The 25,414-nt window shown below is 32.1% G+C and carries 19 protein-coding genes and 3 pseudogenes; 20 read left to right on the top strand and 2 right to left on the bottom strand.

Going from position 1 to position 25,414, the window contains the following annotated elements; genetic code table 11:
* Positions 1-128 precede the first annotated feature (128 nt).
* Both HMPREF3265_RS00690 and HMPREF3265_RS00695 read right to left on the bottom strand, forming a co-directional pair.
* Positions 129-2,738, bottom strand: coding sequence for a YfhO family protein (locus HMPREF3265_RS00690; protein WP_070442282.1), 2,610 nt, complete (start codon positions 2,736-2,738; stop codon positions 129-131).
* 1 nt (position 2,739) lies between these two features.
* A complete protein-coding gene (locus tag HMPREF3265_RS00695; protein WP_070485024.1) occupies positions 2,740-5,334 on the bottom strand; it encodes a YfhO family protein in 2,595 nt (864 codons plus the stop codon).
* A 237-nt stretch (positions 5,335-5,571) separates the two neighbouring features.
* Between HMPREF3265_RS00695 and ylqF the strand changes: the two genes are divergently transcribed.
* From ylqF to HMPREF3265_RS00790, 20 genes and pseudogenes are all read left to right on the top strand, one after another.
* The gene (ylqF, locus tag HMPREF3265_RS00700; protein WP_070442290.1) at positions 5,572-6,456 is read left to right on the top strand and encodes a ribosome biogenesis GTPase YlqF; all 885 of its coding nucleotides are present in this window, start codon (positions 5,572-5,574) and stop codon (positions 6,454-6,456) included.
* Positions 6,440-7,207 (top strand): ribonuclease HII, encoded by a 768-nt coding sequence (locus tag HMPREF3265_RS00705; RefSeq protein ID WP_070442293.1) that lies wholly within the window; start codon positions 6,440-6,442, stop codon positions 7,205-7,207. Before ylqF ends, HMPREF3265_RS00705 begins: the two co-directional genes overlap by 17 nt.
* 111 nt (positions 7,208-7,318) lie before the next feature.
* The gene (gene sucC / locus HMPREF3265_RS00710; RefSeq protein ID WP_070860839.1) at positions 7,319-8,485 is read left to right on the top strand and encodes an ADP-forming succinate--CoA ligase subunit beta; all 1,167 of its coding nucleotides are present in this window, start codon (positions 7,319-7,321) and stop codon (positions 8,483-8,485) included.
* 21 nt (positions 8,486-8,506) lie between these two features.
* A complete protein-coding gene (sucD, locus tag HMPREF3265_RS00715; RefSeq protein ID WP_037551652.1) occupies positions 8,507-9,412 on the top strand; it encodes a succinate--CoA ligase subunit alpha in 906 nt (301 codons plus the stop codon).
* Positions 9,413-9,661: 249 nt separating this feature from the next.
* Positions 9,662-9,718 (top strand): annotated as a pseudogene (locus HMPREF3265_RS12765) (hypothetical protein); the annotation flags it as partial.
* Between the two features lie 141 nt (positions 9,719-9,859).
* A pseudogene (locus tag HMPREF3265_RS12770) lies at positions 9,860-10,103 on the top strand (cell wall hydrolase); the annotation flags it as partial.
* 30 nt (positions 10,104-10,133) lie between these two features.
* A pseudogene (locus HMPREF3265_RS00725) lies at positions 10,134-11,364 on the top strand (aminoacyltransferase).
* A gap of 218 nt (positions 11,365-11,582) precedes the next feature.
* The gene (gene dprA / locus HMPREF3265_RS00730; protein ID WP_070860841.1) at positions 11,583-12,449 is read left to right on the top strand and encodes a DNA-processing protein DprA; all 867 of its coding nucleotides are present in this window, start codon (positions 11,583-11,585) and stop codon (positions 12,447-12,449) included.
* Between the two features lie 178 nt (positions 12,450-12,627).
* Positions 12,628-14,697, top strand: coding sequence for a type I DNA topoisomerase (gene topA / locus HMPREF3265_RS00735; RefSeq protein WP_070860842.1), 2,070 nt, complete (start codon positions 12,628-12,630; stop codon positions 14,695-14,697).
* A 23-nt stretch (positions 14,698-14,720) separates the two neighbouring features.
* Positions 14,721-16,028 (top strand): FADH(2)-oxidizing methylenetetrahydrofolate--tRNA-(uracil(54)-C(5))-methyltransferase TrmFO, encoded by a 1,308-nt coding sequence (trmFO, locus tag HMPREF3265_RS00740; protein WP_037537326.1) that lies wholly within the window; start codon positions 14,721-14,723, stop codon positions 16,026-16,028.
* Positions 16,029-16,229: 201 nt separating this feature from the next.
* Positions 16,230-17,093: a tyrosine recombinase XerC gene (xerC, locus tag HMPREF3265_RS00745; RefSeq protein WP_276311345.1), complete on the top strand. Its 864-nt coding sequence runs from the start codon at positions 16,230-16,232 to the stop codon at positions 17,091-17,093.
* Positions 17,094-17,639: an ATP-dependent protease subunit HslV gene (gene hslV, locus HMPREF3265_RS00750; protein WP_070442306.1), complete on the top strand. Its 546-nt coding sequence runs from the start codon at positions 17,094-17,096 to the stop codon at positions 17,637-17,639.
* Between the two features lie 58 nt (positions 17,640-17,697).
* Complete coding sequence (gene hslU / locus HMPREF3265_RS00755; RefSeq protein ID WP_070485025.1) at positions 17,698-19,101, top strand: ATP-dependent protease ATPase subunit HslU; 1,404 nt, start codon at positions 17,698-17,700, stop codon at positions 19,099-19,101.
* Positions 19,102-19,122: 21 nt separating this feature from the next.
* Positions 19,123-19,896, top strand: a complete 774-nt coding sequence (codY, locus tag HMPREF3265_RS00760; protein WP_070485026.1) for a GTP-sensing pleiotropic transcriptional regulator CodY — start codon at positions 19,123-19,125, stop codon at positions 19,894-19,896.
* A gap of 269 nt (positions 19,897-20,165) precedes the next feature.
* On the top strand, positions 20,166-20,954 hold the full coding sequence (gene rpsB, locus HMPREF3265_RS00765; RefSeq protein WP_011275944.1) for a 30S ribosomal protein S2: 789 nt from the start codon (positions 20,166-20,168) through the stop codon (positions 20,952-20,954).
* 164 nt (positions 20,955-21,118) lie between these two features.
* A complete protein-coding gene (gene tsf / locus HMPREF3265_RS00770) occupies positions 21,119-21,997 on the top strand; it encodes a translation elongation factor Ts (RefSeq protein ID WP_070442311.1) in 879 nt (292 codons plus the stop codon).
* A gap of 136 nt (positions 21,998-22,133) precedes the next feature.
* On the top strand, positions 22,134-22,856 hold the full coding sequence (gene pyrH, locus HMPREF3265_RS00775) for a UMP kinase (RefSeq protein WP_011275942.1): 723 nt from the start codon (positions 22,134-22,136) through the stop codon (positions 22,854-22,856).
* 17 nt (positions 22,857-22,873) lie between these two features.
* Positions 22,874-23,428 carry a ribosome recycling factor gene (gene frr / locus HMPREF3265_RS00780; protein ID WP_070442314.1) on the top strand — a complete coding sequence of 185 codons (555 nt, stop codon included), beginning with the start codon at positions 22,874-22,876 and terminating at the stop codon, positions 23,426-23,428.
* A 220-nt stretch (positions 23,429-23,648) separates the two neighbouring features.
* The gene (locus HMPREF3265_RS00785) at positions 23,649-24,419 is read left to right on the top strand and encodes an isoprenyl transferase (protein ID WP_037551640.1); all 771 of its coding nucleotides are present in this window, start codon (positions 23,649-23,651) and stop codon (positions 24,417-24,419) included.
* Between the two features lie 3 nt (positions 24,420-24,422).
* Positions 24,423-25,205 (top strand): phosphatidate cytidylyltransferase, encoded by a 783-nt coding sequence (locus tag HMPREF3265_RS00790; RefSeq protein WP_070442317.1) that lies wholly within the window; start codon positions 24,423-24,425, stop codon positions 25,203-25,205.
* Positions 25,206-25,414 lie beyond the last annotated feature (209 nt).

Raw genomic sequence — 25,414 nt, forward strand, 5'->3', positions numbered from 1 at the left:
GAGATTAGATACAACGTTTGTCTTACAAATAAAGCTTCCAATCTTCTTCTTTCAAGTTGAGATTGGAAGCTTTATTATTTTTATTCACATTTAAAACAATTAAAGTTTAATTTATTAACTATCTTAATTTATCGTTTTTTCTTAACCCATAAACTAAATAATATACTACCGATAACACCAATGAAACTCATAATAGCAAGTAGATAGAATTGAGGAGGGGTGTATGTGAGTTTAATCACTTTATCTCCTTTATTAACTGATATTGCTGTCATGATACCATTAGCTTGGTGAACAGGTATTTCTTTCCCATCGACTTTCGCATGCATACCATTTGCATATACTGTTGGTAAAATGACATAGCCTGTTGCGTTCTTTGGTTTCTTGACGACATAACCATTTCTCATGTCTTTAACTTTCACAGGTGTTAATTCTTTTGAAGCTTTTTTAAGTGTGCTGTAGTCCTCACCATAAATACCTTTTACAGATAAACGATAATTCCCTTTAGATAGATGAATATTTAGCTTATCAGACGCTTTAACACGCATTGTAACTGGTGTAACTAAGCGACGATATTTGTAGCTCAGTTCATTTCGATTTTGCGAATATTCATTAACACCTACTGAATGCGCTTTGTCAGGCGAAAGTAGTTCAACATCCATTTCTACGTACATATCTTTATACTGATTAGCGACAGATTCAGGTAATTTTAATGTAACCCCACCATTATCTTTGTGTACTTTAAGATGATTTTGATTTTTCCAAGTCGCATTTTTTGTAGACATTTTTGACTTGTTTAAAAGGTTTTTATTAGCTTTAAATGAAGTATTTGCTTTTTCTGAATTGTCGTTTAATACGATCCCTTTTAACATAGCTTGTTCACGATCTAAAGGTGACTTTAAATCATCACTATTATATATATGATTAGTTACATGAGCTGATGGATAGTCAATCATGTTTTTAGAATGGATAAGCGTATTTTTACCATTCAATATCATATCTTTCTTTTCAAAACCGTAAGTCATATTTTGATCTTCAGGATGACGTAGTCGATCTTGAACATTCCATAAAGCAGTTAAGTTTGCACGATTTCCTAAAAAGCGATACGTACTATTTTTATCAACAGGCATATTAATTTGCATTAATTTATCATAATATTTCAAAATTCCTCCATCAAAAATGCTTGAGTATAACGAAATACCATTGTAGTGATAAAGAAAAGGAGAATTTAATGCATATGCCGACATATAATCAATACGATGAAATGGATCATCATGATGTTCTTTGATAGAATCAATTTTTTTAGCAATAGTATCATTATAGTATGAAGGATCGCTCAATGTATTGATTGTCGTTGAATATGGGTCTATCGTTCTTTGTCTTGAATCATGTGTCATTATAATTTGTTGACCGAAAAATAGCACAATCAACGATAACATAATAATTGGTTGTTTCAGTAAAGATTTGTGATAGATAAATATTCCTAGCACAACGATGATAATTAAAGCAATTACCATCCAATCTACAAAGTTGTCAGCTATGATATATCTACACAAACCACCAATAAATACGGGCACAGCTGCAAATAGAAACTGTTTCATAGTCAACTCTGATAAGTGATAAATATATAAAGCAATCAGTCCACTTGTAGATAACACTAAGAAATAAACCCACCGTCGTTGTGGTAATGAGAATCCATTAAAAGCACTGTCAAAGTACTGTGATAATGAACCAATAAGTAAGAACCACGTTATAATAGCAAAAATTTTATAGTAATAGTGTTTATATAACTTTGGCGTTAATAATGCTACCAATGCAATAAGTGATATTGTTACATAAAAGCCATTTGAAAATATATAATAATTATTTTTAGTTAGATCAGTAAATAGAGAGAGGTTGAAATCAGAATTTTGTTGGCGATCATTATTTAGGAAAGATGATACACCAGTGTAAAAACCTAATATGCTTGATAGGAGCGCAAACATAGCCCCTATAATTAGTAAATAACATTTTTGCCAACGAGATACGATGTCATAGCGATACTGGAATACGACACGTAATATAAAATAAATACCTAACACAATGGCTTGATAATAAGTAAAGTAAAAATTTGAAAATAGTGTGATTGCCACTGCAAAGATGAACAAACCTATCTTTCTACGTTGAAAGAAACGTTCCATTCCCCATAATGATAATGGCAATATAATTAACAAATCTCCATAAAATGACCAAGTAAAATTGTAATATAACACTACTGTTGATGCCCCATATAAAATTGTTGCTATCAACAGAGGTGTAGAACTTAACTTTAAATATCTAAAATAATAAAATGCACAAATAAAAGTAATTATTGTTCGTACATAAGCAACAATTAATTGATTCGTTGGCCAAAAGCGAATGTTTTGCGGTTGCCAATGGAATAAATGTTCACCAATCCATACAATAATAAAATTGACCCACATAATTGGTGTAAGGGAATAATAATAGGCTAACCCTTTAACATAATCACCGCCTAGTCCAAATGAATGATCGTAAAATCCTTTTAATTGTGTGAAGTGTTCATATAAATATAATTGGAACGGCATCATTTGTCTAAAACCATCACCAGAGCCACTAAATACCACGCCATCTTTTATGTAATCTCGGATAAATGGATAATAAATGGTTAGTGTTACGATATTAGCTATGATGAAAATGAGACCAAACGTCCAAAAGGGTTTTGACCATATTTTTTTAATCAAATTACTTCCTCATCTTTCGTTTTTTTGAATTAATAATTTTTACAAAAACAGCACTAAGAATCATACTCATTAATGAAATGAATATCATAGTATTCCAGTAAGGAGGTTGATATTTAATGACAATTTGTTTTGCATTTTTTTCGACTGGAACACCGGTCATCATATAATTTACTTTTTGGATTTTTGCAGGTTGTCCATCAACATATGCACGCATTCCTTTTCGATAAGGAATGTTTATTGAGGCTATACCACTCTCATGGTGACTGAGTTGGACTTGTATACCATTTTTAATATCATGATAACTTGTATCAAAATTAGCATTATCATGCACCTTTTTAAGCGTATCATAATTTTCGCCATTTAATTGTTGTAAATCGACATAAAATTCACCATCAGGCGAAAGGGTAATAGTGATATCACCATTTTTATCTGGATGAGTGCGATAAAGTTGAGTGTCTACACCTGTTCGATAGGTAGAATTATTAAACAATCGATGATTAGCGTAATTATTGATAGCGACTGTGTAATTACTATCTGGATTACCTCTCTTAATCTTCATCGTTAAATAAAAATCATCATATTTATCACGTATTTGTTTTGGAAGATGTAATTTTATAGTACCACCTTTGCCACCAATAACCTTATAGCGATTTTTTCCAATTTGCTTAATATTTTGTTGTTGCATATCAACTTTTGATAGTAAATTAGATGCTGGTTGTTTGAAAGATTTTCCTGCATTATCCATGATCACACCATTTAACATCGCATGCTCACGATCTATAGATGTTTTTAAAGATTTACTATTATAAACATTTTTCGTAACTTTAACACTCGGCAAATTAAGTGTATTTTCATAGATAGAATATTGTCCACTTGTTTTAACCTTTTTAAAATAGGCGGGTAAATTTCCCTGATAATCTTTTAGCATCATATAACGTACTGAGAAAAGACTTGCTATATTTTGTCGACCATTTATTGATTGATAGCGACTTAGTGACTCCTCGGCAAGATTAATTTTTAGTGCATCATAATAGTAATCGAGAATATTATGATGGAAGATACTTGAATATAAACTTAGTCCTTTAAAGTGTTGGTACATAGGTGTGTTATCTTGCTCATTCACTCGCCAATCGATACGTTCATCTTCTCGCTTACTATTCTCCATTGTATTAACTAATGAACGTTGTAAGTCTGAACTATATAAACTTGAGTTAATATAAAATGTATTAGCTCGTTCTTGATGATCTTTAAAATAAATTTGATTTTTAATAAAGACGAAAGAAACCATTAAATTGAGTAAGATTATAGAAATGCCGAATATATAGCTTAGATTAATGCGATAACGTCTATCTTTTAAAATTAAAATAAGTAACCCTATTAAAGAAACGATTGGTACAAGTACAAGCCAAGCTACAAATTTATGATAGGTAATAGCACTAGCGAAAATGATAATTTCAGCAATAATATTACTAATTAAATATGATTTGATTTTTAGTGTTCTAAAATATTTTAGAAATAGACCAATTAATATGGCTGAATTAAAAGACAATATAAAATGCCAACGTTTTTGTGGTGCAGAAAATCCATTAAACAATTGATCGATAAATGGTACAAAGCTTAATAGAATAAATGCGAAAGTTAAAATTGCGAATAAGCGATAATAAAAGTGTTTATAAAGTTTAATAAATAATAATGCTTGAATAGTTAGAAATAACAATACGATTAAATAATTATCAAAGAAGATATTTGTGTTAATATCTAGCTTTTCGAAGGTATTTACTGTTCCTGAAAAAGGGACACGACGATTATTTAAAAAACTTTGAACACCGTGGAAGAACATAAATAAACTATTACCTAATCCTAAAATGGCACTGATAGCAAATAATAGTAAAGCTTTGCCACGTGGAATAATATCTTTAGAGTGTCTAAAAATTATACGAAGAAGTATGTAACTTGCACCTATAAGACAAAGATAATATGCAAAGTAGAAATTATTTATCATTATTAGTGTAATTGTGACAATAAATAGACCAAACTTTTGTTTTTGAAGTGTGCGTTCTATAGAAAATAGTAACAATGGCATCCAAATAAATACATCACTAAAGAATGGCCAATAAACAGTAAAGCGATAATAAAGCGGCGACATAACAAATAGAAATGCCATAATAATACTAATCCAAGTATTACGTGAAATAAATTTACTATAGAGATAGGTACAATACATCGCTAATGCAGCTTTAATAATGGAAATAACTAGCGCATTTACCATCCAAAATAGTAATCCCTGAGTATTTATATGAATAATTGTTTTTAATAGAATGATACATAGTACATTAATAATAAATAGTATGTTTGTTGAGAAATAATAGCTTAAATCCGTAAAAAAATCTCCACCTAGACCAAAATCAGTAGCATAAAAAAGATTGCCAACGCTCCATTTATCAAATAGAAACATTTGAATAGGTATCATCTGTTCGATACCATCGTTGGGTCCTGTAAATAAAACGCCGTCGTGAATAAAGCGAAAAATTATATAGCTATGTCCTATGAAAGACAGAGTTAAGAATATACCTATATATATTAATATTTTCTTCATAATTTACCTCTAAGCGATAGGATTATAATTGTAACAGTATAATTAAATTGTAGGGGATAGATTGTGCGATTAAAAGTAATTATGCTTTTCTGACATTATAAACTTATTGTACTTTATCGTTTTAATTAATGAATGATAAAATAAATGATGAACTTAGAAAAAAAGTGGCTCTCAAATAAAAATTCAATTATAATCAACAAGTTGAATTAAAATATATCGAAAGTAAGGTGACAATTAATGGCAATTCAATGGTATCCAGGACATATGGCAAAAGCTAAACGAGAGGTAACAGAACAATTAAAAAAAGTAGATGTTGTATTTGAATTAGTTGATGCACGTATTCCATATAGTTCTCGTAACCCAATGATTGATGAAGTAATTAAACAAAAACCGCGCGTAGTTATTCTTAATAAAAAAGATATGTCCAATTTAAATGAAATGCAAAAATGGGAACGCTTCTTTATAGATAAAGGATATTATCCTGTGTCAGTAGATGCTAAGCATGGCAAAAATTTAAAAGGTGTAGAAACTGCAGCCATAGCAGCAACAAAAGAAAAATTTGAACGTGAGAAAGCTAAAGGACTTAAACCTAGAGCAATTAGAGCAATGATTGTTGGCATACCTAACGTTGGTAAATCAACATTGATTAATAAATTAGCACGAAAAAATATTGCACAAACTGGTAATAAACCAGGTGTAACCAAACAACAACAGTGGATTAAAGTTGGGCAATCTTTACAATTATTAGATACACCTGGAATTTTATGGCCTAAATTTGAAGATGAAATTGTTGGTAAAAAATTAAGTTTAACAGGCGCAATAAAAGACAGTATTGTACATTTAGATGAAGTTGCTATCTATGGTTTACAGTTTTTAATTAACCATGATTTAGAAGGTTTTAAGCAACATTATAAGATTGATTTACCTGCAGATGCTGAAATATTAGAATGGTTTGATGCAATTGGACGTCGACGTGGACTTTTACAAAGAGGCAATGAAGTAGATTACGAAGCGGTTATTGAACTGATAATTAATGACGTTAGAAATGCCAAAATTGGAACATACTGTTTTGACTTATATTCAGAAATGAAGAGTGAATTAGATAATGACACAAACAATTAATGAAGCAAAGCACATATTATCTGAAATTAACTCAATTGAAGTTTTAGAACAACATGAATTAAATCAAGACGCTCGTAAAGGGGTACAACAAGCTATTACAAGACGTCGTAAACAACTTTTAAAAGAACAAGAAATTTTAGACCATTACAATACAATGAATCAATTTGAAAATGAGTTGCTGAATAACAATCCTCAAGCATTAATCTGTGGTATTGACGAGGTTGGACGTGGTCCGCTAGCAGGTCCTGTTGTTGCATGTGCAGTGATTTTAAATGAAGGGCATCGCTATTTAGGACTTGATGATTCTAAAAAAGTAACAGCGAGAAAAAGACAAATACTTAATAAAAAGCTTAAAGACGGGGTGTTGGAGTATGCCTATGGTTTAGCTAGACCAGAAGAGATCGATGAACTGAATATATATAACGCAACTAAAGTAGCAATGAATCGAGCTTTGAGTCAATTAGTAAATCGTCCAGATCATTTATTAATAGATGCAATGTCTTTAGATACAACAATTCCTCAAACATCTATTATTAAAGGCGACGCAAAGAGTGTGTCTATTGCTGCAGCAAGTATAATGGCAAAAGAATACAGAGATGATTTAATGAAAGAGATTGCAGATGAATATCCAGGATATGAATTTGAGAAAAATGTGGGTTACGGAACTAAAGCACATTTAGAAAGCCTAAATAAACTCGGTATTACACCGTATCATCGTAAAAGCTTTGAACCAATCAAATCTATGATGTAATTATTTGAATTTTTAATTAATTGCAAAAAGTGGAACACTTTCAGTTTACAATAGCGCTTTCATTTTCTATAATTATAACTGAACTTAACCTAAGAAGTAGGAGGATGGAAGATGAATATCCACGAGTATCAAGGTAAAGAAATATTTCGTTCTATGGGCGTAGCCGTTCCAGAAGGACGAGTTGCATTTACTGCTGAAGAAGCAGTGGAAAAGGCTAAAGAATTAGACACAGAGGTTTATGTGGTTAAAGCACAAATCCACGCTGGGGGTAGAGGTAAAGCAGGTGGAGTTAAGATTGCTAAATCATTATCTGAGGTTGAAACATATGCCAATGAATTATTAGGTAAACAATTAGTTACACATCAAACTGGACCTGAAGGTAAAGAAGTTAAACGTTTGTATATTGAACAAGGTTGCGATATTCAAAAAGAATATTATGTAGGTTTTGTAATTGACCGTGCAACTGATCGTATTACTTTAATGGCTTCAGAAGAAGGCGGTACTGAAATTGAAGAAGTAGCTGCTAAAACACCAGAAAAAATCTTTAAAGAAACAATCGACCCAGTTGTAGGTTTATCACCTTATCAAGCGCGTCGTATTGCTTTCAACATTAACATTCCAAAAGAATCTATTAATAAAGCAGCGAAATTCTTAATTTCTTTATACAATGTATTTATCGAAAAAGATTGTTCTATCGTTGAAATTAACCCATTAGTTACTACTGGTGAAGGTGAAGTTTTAGCTTTAGATGCTAAAATCAACTTCGATGACAATGCATTATTCAGACATAAAGATATCCAAGAATTACGTGATTTAGAAGAAGAAGATCCTAAAGAGATTGAAGCATCTAAATATGACTTATCTTACATTGCATTAGATGGAGATATTGGTTGTATGGTTAATGGTGCTGGTTTAGCGATGGCTACAATGGATACTATTAATCATTTTGGTGGAAATCCAGCTAACTTCCTAGACGTAGGGGGCGGCGCTACAAAAGAAAAAGTTACTGAAGCATTCAAAATCATCTTAGGTGATGACAATGTTAAAGGTATCTCTGTAAACATCTTCGGTGGAATCATGAAATGTGATGTTATTGCTGAAGGTATCGTAGCAGCAGTTAAAGAAGTTGAATTAACTTTACCATTAGTAGTTCGTTTAGAAGGTACAAATGTAGAACGCGGTAAAGAAATCTTAAACGAATCAGGTTTAGCAATTGAACCAGCAGCTACAATGGCTGAAGGCGCTCAAAAAATTGTTAAGCTTGTTAAAGAAGCGTAAGGAAAGGATGGGAACACTAAGATGAGTGTATTTATAGATAAAAATACTAAAGTAATGGTACAAGGTATTACAGGGTCTACTGCCCTTTTCCATACAAAACAAATGCTTGATTATGGTACACAAATTGTTGCAGGGGTAACACCAGGTAAAGGTGGACAAGTTGTTGAAGGCGTACCTGTATATAATACTGTTGCAGAAGCTAAAGAAGAAACAGGTGCTAACGTATCTGTAGTTTATGTTCCAGCGCCATTTGCAGCAGATTCTATTTTGGAAGCAGCAGATGCAGATTTAGATATGGTTATTTGTATTACTGAACATATTCCTGTTGTTGACATGGTTAAAGTTAAGCGTTACTTAGAAGGAAGAAAAACACGCTTAGTTGGACCAAACTGCCCAGGTGTTATTACTGCTGATGAATGTAAAATTGGTATCATGCCAGGATATATTCATAAAAAAGGTCATGTAGGTGTTGTATCACGTTCTGGTACGTTAACTTACGAAGCGGTTCATCAATTAACTGAAGAAGGCATTGGTCAAACTACAGCTGTAGGTATTGGAGGCGACCCTGTCAACGGTACTAACTTTATCGATGTACTTAAAGCGTTTAATGAAGATGAAGATACTAAAGCTGTTGTAATGATTGGTGAAATTGGTGGTACTGCTGAAGAAGAAGCAGCTGAATGGATTAAAGCGAATATGAACAAACCAGTTATTGGTTTCATTGGTGGTCAAACAGCACCTCCAGGTAAACGTATGGGTCACGCTGGTGCGATTATTTCTGGTGGTAAAGGTACTGCAGATGAAAAAATTAAAACATTAAATGAATGTGGTGTTAAAACTGCGGATACACCTTCAGAAATCGGTACTACATTAATCGAAGCAGCTAAAGAAGCTGGTATTTATGAAGAATTATTAACAATTAAATAATCATCATTAAAATTTGAATTGATTTTATTGTCTAAGACCTGATTTCTAATATTGGAAATCAGGTCTTTTGTTTAATTTATTATAAGTAATTAATAATTATTAAAGTCAAAGTCGAAGTTAATATATATATAAGACTAGTTACATAAATAATTTATAAAAAATTTAATTTATTATAAATGATATATAATAGCGGTGTATTGATAAAAGGAGGAGCATCATGAATAAAATATCATATCATCAAATTTTTCTATTCGGAAAATAACTATCGGTGTAGTGTCTTTTGTAGTAGGTTCTTTATTTTTTATTAATCAAAATTATAGTGCATATGCAAGTGAGATAAAATCTAACGATAAAGTAGTAATAACTTCACAGGATGATTTTAATAAAAATATAGTTGTGACAAATGAAACAAGTTCTAAAAAACAATATGGAAATGTGAAAATTGAATATAAAAACACTTCTACTTTAGAAGCTAAACCTGGAGATGTTGTAGTTTTTAGTGGAAGGTATGATGGTGGATTTGAACATACAGCAATAGTGTTGGATGGTAATTATGATGGTAAACTCATGTAGTTTCAAAGTTTAGATCAAAATTGGAATTTAGGTGGTTATAAAAAAAGTAGTAGCACATCGAGTGATACATAATTATAACTACGATATGATTTTTATAAGATCTAATAAAGAGGCATAAATGAATTTGAGGAAAAAGAGTATTAATGATTTGAATTTTACAACTTTAGAATTAAATGAATTTGAATTTTTTATGAGAAAATAATTTTTCGCATTATACTCAGATTGTAGAGTTATATAAATATAGGAAAGCTCGAAATTTAGGGGTTCATATTGTCGGTGTCAAAGAAAACGGTAACGTAGTTGCTGCCTGTATATTAACTGATGCTCGTATATTTAAGGTGTTTAAATACTTATATACCCATCGAGGACCGGTGATGGATTTTACTAATTTAGAGTTAGTTGAATTTTTCTTTAAAAAATTTACGCATTATGTAAATATGCGAAGAGATGTTTTTATACTAGTTGACCCTTATGTCTTGGAGAATATAAGAAGTGCTGATGGTGAGATTATAGAACACTTTAACAATAAACAGTGATTCAAGGTGATGAATAAGTTAGGATACCAACATCAAGGTTTTACAACTGGCTATTCAGCTATGAGTCAAATAAGATGGCATTCTATATTAGATTTAAAAGATAAAAGTGAACAACAATTATTAAAAGATATGTCATATCAAACTAGACGTAACATTATGAAGACAATTGAAATGGGTGTGCAAATAAAAACTTTATCAATTAAAGAAACGAATAGATTTTATCGACTGTTTCACATGGCTGAAGAAAAATATGGTTTTCATTTTCAAGAAGAACCTTATTTCAAACAAATGCTTGATATTTATGGTGGTAAAGCATGTATGAAGCTAGCTTTTATTGATTTAAATAAGTATATAAATTTATTAAAGCAACGAGCGATAGAATTAGAAGAGAAAGTGACTGAAATTAAACAATCATTTAAAGTGAATGCTAATTCAAAAAAGGCAAAAATAAAATATCACCAATTCAATCAACAACTAGAGAGCTTTTATAATAAAATAGCAAAAACTGAACAAGTAATCATTACGGATGGTACATTACTTGATTTAGCTGCTGCATTGTTTATTTATAACAATCACGAAATGTGCTATTTATCAAGTGGTTCTAATCCTAAATACAATGAATTTATGGGTGCCTATTGTCTGCAATGGGATATGATACGCTACGCAAAAGAGAAAGGCTTAGAGCGTTATAATTTCTACGGCATAACTGGCGACTTTGGTGAGAATGCAGAAGATTATGGTGTCCAACAATTTAAAAAAGGATTCAATGCGTTTATAGAAGAATATGTTGGTAATTTTATTAAGTCAGTAAATAAATTGCTTTATAAATTATATCAAAAGTAAGTGAATCGATTTATTTAGTGCTAAGTTAACAAAATTTAAAGTAATCTGAGGATTTTAGGTTTCAGATTTATGTATAAAATGAGCATGAAGACAGTTTACATAATTCAATATTAAAATTACTCATTAAAAGTTATTAAATTTTATCCATCAAATGTCTTTTAATTGAAATGTGATATACGACATAGTTGTCTTATAATGTTTTTAAAGGAGACGACTTCATGACTAACAACAACATATTACTTTTGAAATTAATTTGGCTAGGTTATACGACCCAACATATTCATCATTTATTAAAATTAAATCCTGACTTTTTTAAATTCTCTTATACTGATCAAATAGATACAATAAGAAATTGGGACAGAATGTTTCATAATGACGATTTTATTGATAAATTTAATAATTTAAATGAAAAAGATATTTTGTCATTTTTGCAGAATCACAAAGTAAGTTTTACAACACCGTTTAACACTAATTATCCTCGACTGTTAAAAGAAATTTATGATTATCCGTTTGTCCTATTTTACCAAGGTGACCCCCTTTTATTAACATTCTCCAATACATTAGGTGTGGTGGGCTCAAGAAATGCAACAGAATACTCAGCTAAAGCCATGCAATACTTATTTCCTAAATTTAAACAAATTCCACTAACTATTATTTCTGGTTTAGCAAAAGGTGCTGATAGCATAGCACATCATTTTGCTATAGAGTATCAATTACCTACAATAGCTGTTTTAGGTTTTGGTCATATGATACATTACCCTAGAGAAACGCAAAAATTACGCAACATAATTGAAGAAAAAGGTTTAGTTATTAGTGAATATCCGCCACTTACTAGTGTTAGGCGATATCACTTTCCGCAACGCAATCGTTTGATAAGCGGTCTTTCAAAAGGGGTTTTAATAACTGAAGCAAGTGTTAGAAGCGGTAGTCAAATTACAATTGATTGTGCATTAGAGCAAAATAGAAATATATATGTATTACCAGGTTCAATATTTAATCCACTAACAAAAGGTAATTTGAAACGAGCTCAAGAAGGTGCGATGATTGTAACCTCTGCTGATGATATCCTATGTGATTATAAATAGATATCATTAATGATTCATTCTAGAGTATTAAAAATCTATATTTAATTCTAATTGATAGCTAAAAATAATATTAAAAAGTGTTTAAAATGCACGTTAATAGAATTTAAACATTGACAAAAACAAAATTGACCGTTTATCATTTATCTTTAGTAATTGAAATAGCAAGGGGGAATTCACTTTGGCAGATAATTTAGTCATAGTTGAGTCGCCTGCAAAAGCGAAAACCATTGAAAAATATTTAGGTAAAAAATATAAAGTTATAGCTTCTATGGGACATGTTAGAGATTTACCAAGAAGTCAAATGGGTGTCGATGTAGAAGATAATTATGAACCGAAATATATTACGATACGCGGTAAAGGTCCAGTTGTTAAAGACTTAAAGAAATATGCTAAGAAAGCAAAAAATGTCTTTCTTGCGAGTGACCCTGACCGTGAAGGTGAAGCGATTGCTTGGCATTTATCAAAAATTTTAGAACTTGATGATTCAAAAGAAAACAGAGTAGTATTTAATGAAATTACAAAAGATGCGGTAAAAGAAAGTTTTAAACATCCACGTGGCATTGAAATGGATTTAGTCGATGCACAACAAGCACGCCGTATATTAGATAGATTAGTTGGATATAATATTTCACCAGTATTATGGAAGAAAGTGAAAAAGGGGCTGTCTGCAGGGCGAGTTCAATCTGTAGCTTTAAGATTAGTAATAGATAGAGAGAATGAGATTCGTAACTTTAAGCCTGAAGAGTATTGGTCTATAGAAGGTGAGTTTAGATATAAGAAATCTAAATTTACTGCTAAGTTTCTTCATTATAAAAATAAACCATTTAAATTAAAAACAAAAAAAGATGTTGAAAAAGTTACAGCTGAATTAGATGGAGACAAATTTGAAATTACAAATGTTAATAAAAAAGAAAAAACTAGAAATCCTGCTAATCCATTTACCACTTCAACATTACAACAAGAGGCAGCTCGTAAATTAAATTTCAAAGCGCGTAAAACTATGATGCTCGCGCAACAATTATATGAAGGTATTGATCTAAAACGACAAGGTACAGTTGGATTAATCACATACATGAGAACTGACTCTACACGTATATCACAAACCGCTAAAGACGAAGCGAAACAATATATTGAAGATAAGTATGGTAAAGATTATCTTTCAAATAGAACTGCTAAGGGTAAACAGGGTGACCAAGATGCCCATGAAGCAATTCGACCAACAAGTACTTTACGTACACCTGATGAAATGAAAGCATACTTAACTAGAGATCAGCATCGTTTGTATAAATTAATATGGGAAAGATTTGTAGCAAGTCAAATGGCACCAGCAATTTTAGACACTGTTGCTTTAGATGTTACCCAAAACAACATTAAATTCCGAGCTAATGGTCAAACAATCAAATTCAAAGGTTTCATGACGCTTTATGTAGAAGCCAAAGATGATAAAGATAATGAAAAAGAAAATAAATTACCTAACTTGAGTAAAGGTAATGAAGTGACTGCAACTCAAATTGAACCAGCGCAACACTTCACTCAGCCACCTCCACGTTATACAGAAGCACGTTTGGTTAAAACGTTAGAGGAATTAAAAATTGGTAGACCTTCTACCTATGCACCTACGATTGACACAATACAAAAACGTAATTATGTAAAACTTGAAAGTAAACGATTTGTACCTACTGAATTAGGTGAAATTGTATATGAACAAGTAAAAGACTATTTCCCTGAAATAATTGATGTAGAGTTTACTGTTAATATGGAAACGCTATTGGATAAAATTGCTGAAGGAGATATCGGCTGGAGAAAAGTAATTGATAACTTTTACGGAAGTTTCAAATTAGACGTTGAACGTGCTGAGGAAGAAATGGAAAAAGTTGAAATTAAAGATGAACCTGCTGGCGAAGATTGTGAAGTTTGTGGCTCTCCTATGGTTATTAAAATGGGACGATATGGTAAGTTTATGGCGTGCTCAAATTTCCCAGACTGTAGAAATACGAAAGCAATCGTGAAAACTATTGGCGTAACTTGCCCTAAATGCAAAGATGGAGATGTCGTTGAAAGAAAATCTAAGAAAAATAGACTTTTCTATGGTTGTTCAAACTATCCTGAATGTGACTTTATTTCTTGGGACAAACCTGTTGGTCGTGATTGTCCTAAATGTAATCATTATTTAATGGAACATAAGAAAGGACGCAGTTCACAAGTTATTTGCTCAAACTGTGACTATAAAGAAGAAGTTCAAAAATAGATAATAAATTAAGGAGGAAAACCATGAGTCAAACTGTAAATATAGTTGGCGCTGGACTAGCTGGTTCAGAAGCCGCTTATCAATTAGCTCAACGAGGTATCAAAGTGAATTTGATTGAAATGCGCCCAGTTAAGCAAACGCCAGCACACCATACTGATAAATTTGCAGAATTAGTATGTTCTAACTCACTACGAGGCAATGCATTAACTAATGGTGTGGGTGTATTAAAAGAAGAAATGAGAAGATTAGACTCATTAATTATCTCTGCTGCTGACAAAGCAAGAGTTCCTGCTGGTGGTGCATTAGCAGTTGATCGACATGATTTTTCTGGTTATATTACTGAAACTTTAAGAAATCATCCTAATGTTACTGTTATTAATGAAGAAATTAATAGTATCCCTGAAGGATATACAATTATTGCTACTGGTCCATTAACTACAGAAAATTTAGCTAAAGAAATCGTAGATATTACAGGTAAGGATCAACTTTATTTTTATGATGCAGCTGCTCCAATCATTGAAAAAGAATCGATTGATATGGATAAAGTGTATCTAAAATCACGTTATGATAAAGGTGAAGCAGCCTATCTTAATTGTCCTATGACAGAAGAAGAATTTAATCGCTTTTATGATGCAGTACTTGAAGCAGAAGTTGCACCAACAAATGAATTTGAAAAAGAAAAATATTTCGAAGGATGCATGCCTTTTGAAGTAATGGCTGAACGTGGACGCAAAACACTATTATTTGGTCCTATGAAACCTGTTGGTCTTGAAGATCCAAAAACAGGTAAACGTCCATTCGCTGTCGTTCAATTACGACAAGATGATGCAGCTGGAACGCTATATAATATTGTAGGTTTCCAAACTCATTTAAAATGGGGCGCACAAAAAGAAGTAATTCAACTTATCCCTGGTTTAGAAAATGTTGATATCGTACGGTATGGTGTGATGCATAGAAATACATTTATAAATTCTCCAGATGTATTAAATGAGAAATATGAGTTGATTAAAGAAGATAGAATTCAATTCGCAGGTCAAATGACTGGTGTTGAAGGATATGTTGAAAGCGCAGCAAGTGGACTTGTTGCTGGGATTAACCTAGCTCACAAATTACTTGATAAAGGTGAAGTTATTTTCCCTAGAGAGACAATGATAGGAAGTATGGCTTATTACATCTCCCATGCTAAAAATGAAAAGAACTTCCAACCTATGAACGCTAACTTTGGTTTATTACCTTCACTTGAAAAACGGATTAAAGATAAAAAAGAGCGTTACGAAGCACAAGCTAACAGAGCGCTCGAATATTTAGAGAATTATAAGAAAACACTATAATTATAGTGATTGAACTAGAATAGAATTTATTTCGAATTCATTGTTTTAGTCGCACGTTCAAGTTATTTCAATCTTTTAAGTAATTCTCAAAAGATTTTGAATTCTATAGCTAATTATTTTAGTCCCTTTCATGTTATATGCTACAATGCATATGATGGAGGGGATTTTTAAGTGGAAGAAATCCAAGTTACATTCTTAAATATGCTCAAAGTTGAGAGAAATTTCTCCGCCCATACATTAAAATCATATCATGATGATTTAGTACAATTTAATCATTTTTTAGAACAAGAATTACTAAATCTAAGAACATTTGAATATAAAGATGCTAGAAATTATTTAAGCTATTTATATTCACAGAATTTGAAACGTACTACTGTATCAAGGAAGATTTCAACTTTAAGAACTTTCTATGAGTTTTGGATGACACAAGATGAGACAATTATAAATCCTTTTGTACAACTCGTTCATCCTAAGAAGGAGAACTACTTGCCACAGTTTTTTTATGAAGAAGAGATGGAAGCATTATTCGAAACTGTAGCAAAAGATACAAAAAAAGGATTACGGGATCGCGTTATTCTAGAATTATTATATGCAACGGGTATACGTGTTTCTGAGTTAGTAAATATCCAACTTAAAGATATTGATATGTCTTTACCTGGTGTGAAAGTACTAGGAAAGGGAAATAAGGAACGGTTTGTTCCGTTTGGAGAATTTTGTCGTCAAAGCATTGAACAATACTTAAGCGAATTTAAGCCTATACAACATACCAAACATTCATTTTTATTAGTTAACATGAATGGCGCCCCTATAACAGAGAGAGGTGTTAGGTATGTTTTAAATGATGTTGTTAAACGTACAGCAGGGATTACGGAAATTCACCCCCACAAATTAAGACATACGTTTGCAACACATTTACTTAATCAAGGTGCAGATTTAAGAACGGTACAATCTTTGTTAGGACATGTTAATCTTTCGACAACTGGAAGATATACACATGTTTCTAACCAACAATTACGTAAAGTGTATTTAAATGCACATCCTCGAGCGAAAAAGGAGAGTAAATAAATGAGTAAAACATCATTACATGCAACAACTATTTATGCCGTTAGACATAACGGTGAAGCAGCGATGGCTGGTGATGGACAAGTTACACTAGGTGAGCAAGTTATTATGAAGCAAACAGCGCGCAAGGTCCGCAGATTATATGAAGGTAAAGTGTTAGCTGGATTTGCTGGTAGTGTAGCTGATGCCTTCACTTTGTTTGAGAAGTTTGAAACAAAATTACAACAATTTAGTGGTAATTTAGAACGTGCAGCTGTTGAACTAGCTCAAGAGTGGCGTGGTGATAAACAATTACGTCAATTGGAAGCTATGTTAATTGTAATGGATAAAGATGCAATATTAGTGGTTAGCGGAACTGGAGAAGTCATTGCACCTGATGATGATTTAATTGCGATTGGCTCAGGAGGCAACTATGCTTTAAGTGCTGGAAGAGCATTGAAGCGTCATGCAAGCCAATTATCTGCTAAAAAAATGGCTTACGAAAGTTTAAAGGTTGCATCTGACATTTGTGTGTTCACAAATGATAATATTATAGTGGAAACACTTTAACTTTTAAAAATATGGAAATGAATATAAATGGATGTTAATTAGGTTGGAGGTAAAATATATGGATGCAAACGGTATAAAATTAACACCTAAAGATATCGTATCTAAATTAGATGAATATATAGTTGGGCAAGATGATGCTAAACGAAAAGTTGCCATTGCTCTAAGAAATCGCTATAGAAGAAGTTTGCTTGATGAAGAAACCAAACAAGAAATCGCACCTAAGAATATTTTGATGATCGGTCCAACTGGTGTTGGTAAAACTGAAATAGCAAGACGTATGGCTAAAGTTGTAGGAGCGCCATTTATTAAGGTGGAAGCTACTAAGTTTACTGAAGTAGGATACGTTGGACGCGATGTTGAGAGTATGGTTCGTGATCTAGTCGATGTAGCTGTAAGACTTGTTAAAGATCAAAAGAAAGATTTGGTTAAAGACGAAGCAGTTAATAAAGCTAATGAAAAGTTAGTTAAATTACTTGTACCTAGTATGAAGAAAAAAGCGTCAAATAATAGTAATCCTTTAGAGTCATTACTTGGTGGTGCAATTCCAAACTTTGGTAATAATGATGATGATGAAGAGGAAACACCTACAGAAGAAATTAAAACTAAACGTTCAGAAATCAAAAAACAATTATTAGATGGTAAACTTGAAGAAGAGAAAGTTAGAATTAAGGTAGAACAAGATCCAGGTGCGCTAGGCATGCTCGGTACAAATCAAAACCAACAAATGCAAGACATGATGAATCAACTCATGCCTAAACGTAAGGTTGAACGTGAGGTGCCAGTTAAAACAGCTCGTAAGATTTTGGCCGATGATTTTGCCGATGAATTAATTGATCAAGAAACTGCAAATCAAGAAGCGCTTGAGTTAGCAGAACAAATGGGTATTATCTTCATCGATGAGATTGATAAAGTAGCAACGAATAACGCTAATAGTGGTCAAGATGTTTCAAGACAAGGTGTACAACGAGATATCTTACCAATTTTAGAAGGTAGCATGATTCAAACTAAGTATGGTACTGTAAATACTGAACATATGCTATTTATCGGTGCTGGCGCGTTTCACGTATCGAAACCAAGTGATTTAATACCTGAATTACAAGGACGCTTCCCAATTAGAGTAGAATTAGAAAGTTTAACTGTTGACGATTTTTACAGAATATTGACTGAACCTAAGCTATCACTCATCAAACAATATGAGGCATTGCTTCAAACAGAAGAGGTCACTGTGAACTTTACTAAGGAAGCGATTACAAGATTAGCTGAAATGGCATATCAAGTTAACCAAGACACTGATAATATTGGTGCACGTCGTTTACACACAATCTTAGAGAAAATGCTTGAGGATTTATCTTTCGAAGCCCCTAGCATGCCAAATGCTGTAGTTGATATAACACCACAATATGTTGATGATAAGTTGAAATCTATTTCAACAAATAAAGATTTAAGTGCATTTATTTTATAATATAAATAAAGGAGAAATTTTATGAGCTTATTATCTAAAACTAGAGAATTAAATACACTATTACAAAAACATAAAGGTATTGCAGTCGACTTTAAAGACGTTGCTCAAACAATTAGTAGCGTTACAGTAACGAACGTATTTATTGTTTCACGTAGAGGTAAGATTCTAGGTTCAAGTTTAAATGAACTTTTAAAAAGTCAAAGAATTAACGAAATGTTAGAAGGTAAACACATTCCTAGTGAATATACAAAACTATTAATGGACGTTAAACAAACTGAATCTAATATTGATATTGATAATGAATTAACTGTATTCCCACCTGAAGATAAAGAAGTATTTAGTAGCAGTCGTACAACTGTATTTCCAATACTTGGTGGTGGCGAAAGATTAGGAACATTAGTACTTGGTCGTGTTAAAGATGACTTTAACGAAAATGATTTAGTATTAGGCGAATATGCTGCAACTGTTATTGGAATGGAAATACTTCGTGAGAAACATAATGAAGTAGAGAAAGAGGCGCGTGATAAAGCGGCAATCACTATGGCAATTAATTCATTATCTTATTCTGAAAAAGAAGCAATTGAGCATATTTTTGAAGAATTAGGTGGTAATGAAGGCCTATTGATAGCTTCAAAAGTAGCAGATAGAGTAGGTATCACTCGCTCAGTAATCGTGAACGCGTTACGTAAACTTGAAAGTGCTGGTGTAATCGAATCACGATCCTTAGGGATGAAGGGTACCTTTATAAAAGTTAAAAAAGAAAAATTCCTTGATGAATTAGAACGAAATAAATAATTTTGATTTAAATCGATAATGCAATAACCAACATTCAACTGTTGCAAGTATGTAATATTATTTGTAACAGTTTTTATTATGAAAAATGTGTATTGCATTATTTCTTTAATGAAATTAACATTGCGCATTATATAGAAATATGATATTATTGTTTTCGGCTATAAAAGCCAATACACACATGATAAACGTACATTTAAAGGGTGCAATTAAATTAATTGTCTTTATATGAGTTTATTATGGAGGTAAATAACCACTAGGAGGAATTTAAAATGGCAGTAATTTCAATGAAACAATTACTAGAAGCCGGTGTTCACTTCGGTCACCAAACACGCCGTTGGAACCCAAAAATGAAAAAATATATCTTCACTGAGAGAAATGGTATCTATATCATTGACCTACAAAAAACAGTGAAAAAAGTTGAAGAAGCTTATAACTTCATCAAACAAGTATCTGAAGATGGCGGTAGAGTCTTATTCGTAGGTACAAAAAAACAAGCACAAGAGTCAGTTAAAGCTGAAGCAGAACGTGCTGGACAATTCTACGTTAACCAAAGATGGTTAGGCGGAATTTTAACTAACTACAAAACAATTTCTAAACGTATTAAACGTATTTCTGAAATTGAAAAAATGGAAGAAGACGGTTTATTTGACGTTTTACCTAAAAAAGAAGTTGTTGAACTTAAAAAAGAATACGACCGTTTAATCAAATTCTTAGGCGGTATTCGTGATATGAAATCTATGCCTCAAGCATTATTCGTAGTTGACCCTCGTAAAGAGCGTAACGCGATTGCTGAAGCACGTAAATTAAATATTCCAATCGTTGGTATTGTTGACACTAACTGTGATCCAGATGAAATTGATTACGTTATCCCAGCGAACGACGATGCTATTCGTGCCGTTAAATTATTAACTGGTAAAATGGCTGACGCTGTCTTAGAAGGTCAACAAGGTGTTTCTAACGATGAAGTAGCTGCAGAGCAAAACATCAATTTAGATGAAAAAGAAGAATCTCAAGAAGCAGAATCAACTGAAGAAAATACTACTGTTGAATCAAACTAAGATATAGTTTAAATGGGTGATAAGATGTAATGCTTATCGCCCTTTTTTCAAATAATAAAAAATAATAATTAAAGTTTACTAGAGTATTGGAAATTATAGTGACTTTAATGGTAATATTTAGGTATCATCTATTATTACAATTAGAAATATTGGAGGAATAATTAATGGCAATTTCAGCAAAACTTGTTAAAGAATTACGTGAAAGAACTGGCGCTGGTATGATGGATTGTAAAAAAGCGCTAACAGAAACTGATGGTGACATCGATAAAGCGATTGATTACTTACGTGAAAAAGGTATCGCTAAAGCAGCTAAAAAAGCAGACCGTATCGCAGCTGAAGGTTTAGTACATGTTGAAGTTAAAGGAAATGAAGCTGCTATCGTTGAAATCAACTCTGAAACTGACTTTGTAGCTCGTAATGAAGGCTTCCAAGAATTAGTTAAAGAAATTGCTAATCAAGTTCTTGATAGCAAAGCTGAAACAGTAGATGCTTTATTAGAAACTAAATTATCAAGTGGTAAAACAGTTGATGAAAGAATGAAAGAAGCAATCTCAACAATCGGTGAAAAATTAAGTATCCGTCGTTTCGAAATGAGAACAAAATCTGATAACGATGCATTTGGTGCATACTTACACATGGGTGGACGTATCGGTGTGTTAACTGTAGTTGAAGGTTCTACTGATGAAGAAGCTGCTAAAGATGTTGCTATGCACATCGCAGCTATCAATCCAAAATATGTTTCTTCAGAACAAGTTAAAGAAGAAGAAATCAATCACGAAAGAGAAGTATTAAAACAACAAGCATTAAATGAAGGTAAACCTGAAAACATCGTTGAAAAAATGGTTGAAGGTCGTTTACGTAAATATCTTCAAGAAATTTGTGCAGTTGATCAAAACTTCGTTAAAGATCCAGATCAAACAGTTGAAGCTTTCTTAAAATCTAAAGGTGGTAAACTTGTTGACTTCGTTCGCTATGAAGTAGGCGAAGGTATGGAAAAACGTGAAGAAAACTTCGCAGATGAAGTTAAAGGTCAAATGAAATAATCTGTCGACAAGATTTACAAGAAAGAAGACACCTTTGAGGTTTTCTATTATAAAGTGATACTTTATGTTAGAAGGCGCGTCAGTGTCTTCTTTACTTGTATATATTACATATTTTTACAATAGAGAGGAAAAAACAATGGCGCAAACTTCTAAATATAAACGTGTAGTATTAAAACTTAGTGGTGAAGCACTCGCAGGAGACAAAGGTTTTGGTATTAATCCAATCATTATTAAAAGCGTGGCACAGCAAGTAGCTGAAGTTGCTAAGATGGATTGCGAAATTGCAGTTATCGTTGGTGGTGGCAATATTTGGAGAGGTAAAACAGGTAGTGATTTAGGTATGGACCGTGGTACAGCGGACTACATGGGTATGCTTGCTACAGTTATGAATGCTCTTGCACTCCAAGATAGCTTAGAACAATTAGAATGTGACACACGTGTGTTGACATCAATTGAAATGAAACAAGTTGCTGAACCATACATCCGTCGAAGAGCTATTAGACATTTAGAGAAGAAACGTGTTGTTATTTTTGCAGCAGGAATCGGTAATCCATACTTCTCTACAGATACAACTGCAGCGTTACGTGCAGCAGAAGTCGAAGCCGATGTTATTTTAATGGGTAAAAATAATGTTGATGGAGTATATTCAGCAGACCCTAAAGTAGATAAGAATGCAGTTAAATATGAACACTTGACGCACATTCAAATGTTACAAGAAGGGTTACAAGTAATGGACTCAACTGCATCATCATTCTGTATGGATAATAATATTCCTTTAAATGTATTTTCAATCATGGAAGAAGGCAATATTAAACGTGCAGTTATGGGTGAAAAAATAGGTACGTTAATAACTAAATAATTAGAGGTGTAAACAATATGAGTGACATAATTCAAGACACTAAAGTTAGAATGAGCAAATCTATCGATAATTTATCAAGAGAATTAGCAAATATCAGTGCTGGAAGAGCCAATTCAAATTTATTAAGTGGCGTAACTGTTGACTATTATGGTGCACCAACACCAGTTCAACAATTAGCGAGCATCAATGTGCCTGAAGCACGTTTATTAGTTATTTCTCCTTATGATAAATCTTCAGTAGCTGATATTGAAAAAGCAATTTATGCAGCAAATTTAGGTGTAAATCCTACAAGTGATGGTGAAGTTATTCGTATCACTGTCCCAGCTTTAACAGAAGAACGTCGTAAAGAATTAGTGAAAAACGTTAAGAAAATTGGTGAAGATGCGAAAGTATCTATCCGAAACATCCGTCGTGATATTAATGATCAATTGAAAAAAGATGAAAAAAATGGGGACATTACTGAAGATGATTTAAGAAGTCAAACAGAAGATGTTCAAAAAGCTACAGATAATTCTATTAAAGAAATTGATCAATTAGTAGAGGACAAAGAAAAAGACATTATGTCTGTTTAATTAGTTCGACAATAAATTAATTCATTTAATAATGTTTAAGTATTATTATAAATATACTTTCTACATTACTATAAATTATTTTAGTCTAAACTGTGCCAATTCAGACTTTGGTACAGTTTTTTCATTTGCTTATTCAATGCCATTATCGAGTATGATAAAATGATAGATGATTTCTTAAATAACTAATATAATAGAGATGATCAGGCTCGGAGGAAAGACCATGTTTAAAAAGCTAATAAAAAGAAATAAGACTAAAATCAGTCATAACGATGATTTAGATTTACATAATTTACCTGAACATGTAGCGATAATCATGGACGGAAATGGACGTTGGGCCAAAAAGCGTAAAATGCCTAGAATTAAAGGACATTACGAAGGTATGCAAACCATCAAAACTGTAACGCGAGAAGCAAGTGATTTGGGTATTAAATACTTAACACTATACGCTTTTTCAACTGAAAATTGGTCTAGACCTGAAAATGAAGTTAATTATATCATGAATTTGCCTGTTAATTTTTTAAAAACATTTTTACCCGAACTCATTGAAAAAAATGTTCAAATAGAAACGATTGGATTTTTAGATGCAGTTCCTAAATCGACGATTGAAGCAATACAACATGCAAAAGAAAAAACAAAAAATAATACAGGTCTGAAATTAATATTTGCCATCAATTATGGTGGACGAGCTGAAATTGTTCAAAGTATGAAATCAATTTATGATGAACTTCAACGCAATGGTCAAGACAGTAAAGATATTGATGAATCAATGATTAACAATCATTTAATGACGCATTCATACCCAGATCCTGAGTTATTAATTCGCACTTCTGGTGAACAACGTATTAGTAATTTCCTTATTTGGCAGTCTTCTTATAGTGAATTTATATTCAATGAGAAATTGTGGCCAGACTTTGACGGTGAAGAATTTAAAAATTGCTTAAAAATATATCAATCTCGCCAAAGACGCTTTGGAGGGTTAAGTAAGGAGTAGCGTATGAAAGTTAGAACTTTAACCGCAATTATAGCATTGTTAATTTTTCTACCCATTCTATTAATGGGTGGTACAACCTTAATGTTGTTTGCGTTCTTACTAGCTTTAATTGCATTAAAAGAACTTTTAAATATGAATATGATTAAATTAATTTCAGTCCCTGGTATTTTTAGTGCTTTAGCATTAATTATTATTATGTTACCTCAATCAGCAGGTGACTGGGTTAGTGACATTCAGTTAAAAAGTTTAATCGCAATGAGTTTTATTTTACTAAGTTACACTGTACTGTCAAAAAACAGATTTAGTTTTATGGATGCTGCTTTCTGTCTTATGTCAGTTGCATATGTCGGTATTGGATTTATGTATTTCTATGCAACACGTTCAGATGGATTACATTACATACTTTATGCATTCTTAGTGGTGTGGTTAACAGATACAGGTGCTTATATTTTCGGTCGACTAATGGGTAAACATAAATTATGGCCAGTAATTAGTCCGAACAAAACTATTGAAGGTTTTATTGGCGGATTAATTTGTAGTTTAATTGTGCCAATTGTTATGTTGTTCTTTGTTGATTTCAACTTAAATATTTGGTTACTATTATTAGTAACAATCATCTTGAGTATCTTTGGTCAACTTGGTGATTTAGTTGAATCAGGATTTAAACGTCATTTTGGTGTTAAAGATTCTGGTAGAATTTTACCGGGTCACGGTGGTATATTAGACCGATTTGATAGTTTCATGTTTGTTTTACCATTACTCAACATTTTATTAATACAAATGTAGTGCGATTTTAATGTTTTATTTATATATGAAAAATGTATAGTGCTATAATTGAGGAGTTATTGAGTGCACATTTGACTAGACATAGTAGATGATGTAATTCTTAACTCCTTTTATTAAAAGTAAAATTCTTGAATAATTTAACCAAATCATAGATAATCTACATCGTTCTAATGAAAAAAGTAGAAATTTAATTTAATTGAGGTGTATCA

The organism is Staphylococcus sp. HMSC62B09 (assembly GCF_001839115.1).
GTDB lineage: Bacteria > Bacillota > Bacilli > Staphylococcales > Staphylococcaceae > Staphylococcus > Staphylococcus haemolyticus.

Excerpts from the sequence above, each read along its gene's own strand:
- HMPREF3265_RS00705 (WP_070442293.1), top strand. The coding sequence starts at position 6,440 with ATGACACAAACAATTAATGAAGCAAAGCACATATTATCTGAAATTAAC.
- hslU (WP_070485025.1), top strand. The coding sequence starts at position 17,698 with ATGGATGCAAACGGTATAAAATTAACACCTAAAGATATCGTATCTAAA.
- HMPREF3265_RS00785 (WP_037551640.1), top strand. The coding sequence starts at position 23,649 with ATGTTTAAAAAGCTAATAAAAAGAAATAAGACTAAAATCAGTCATAAC.
- codY (WP_070485026.1), top strand. The coding sequence starts at position 19,123 with ATGAGCTTATTATCTAAAACTAGAGAATTAAATACACTATTACAAAAA.
- frr (WP_070442314.1), top strand. The coding sequence starts at position 22,874 with ATGAGTGACATAATTCAAGACACTAAAGTTAGAATGAGCAAATCTATC.
- rpsB (WP_011275944.1), top strand. The coding sequence starts at position 20,166 with ATGGCAGTAATTTCAATGAAACAATTACTAGAAGCCGGTGTTCACTTC.
- pyrH (WP_011275942.1), top strand. The coding sequence starts at position 22,134 with ATGGCGCAAACTTCTAAATATAAACGTGTAGTATTAAAACTTAGTGGT.
- HMPREF3265_RS00790 (WP_070442317.1), top strand. The coding sequence starts at position 24,423 with ATGAAAGTTAGAACTTTAACCGCAATTATAGCATTGTTAATTTTTCTA.
- xerC (WP_276311345.1), top strand. The coding sequence starts at position 16,230 with ATGCTCAAAGTTGAGAGAAATTTCTCCGCCCATACATTAAAATCATAT.
- hslV (WP_070442306.1), top strand. The coding sequence starts at position 17,094 with ATGAGTAAAACATCATTACATGCAACAACTATTTATGCCGTTAGACAT.
- sucC (WP_070860839.1), top strand. The coding sequence starts at position 7,319 with ATGAATATCCACGAGTATCAAGGTAAAGAAATATTTCGTTCTATGGGC.
- sucD (WP_037551652.1), top strand. The coding sequence starts at position 8,507 with ATGAGTGTATTTATAGATAAAAATACTAAAGTAATGGTACAAGGTATT.
- dprA (WP_070860841.1), top strand. The coding sequence starts at position 11,583 with ATGACTAACAACAACATATTACTTTTGAAATTAATTTGGCTAGGTTAT.
- trmFO (WP_037537326.1), top strand. The coding sequence starts at position 14,721 with ATGAGTCAAACTGTAAATATAGTTGGCGCTGGACTAGCTGGTTCAGAA.
- ylqF (WP_070442290.1), top strand. The coding sequence starts at position 5,572 with ATGGCAATTCAATGGTATCCAGGACATATGGCAAAAGCTAAACGAGAG.
- tsf (WP_070442311.1), top strand. The coding sequence starts at position 21,119 with ATGGCAATTTCAGCAAAACTTGTTAAAGAATTACGTGAAAGAACTGGC.
- HMPREF3265_RS00695 (WP_070485024.1), bottom strand. The coding sequence starts at position 5,334 with ATGAAGAAAATATTAATATATATAGGTATATTCTTAACTCTGTCTTTC.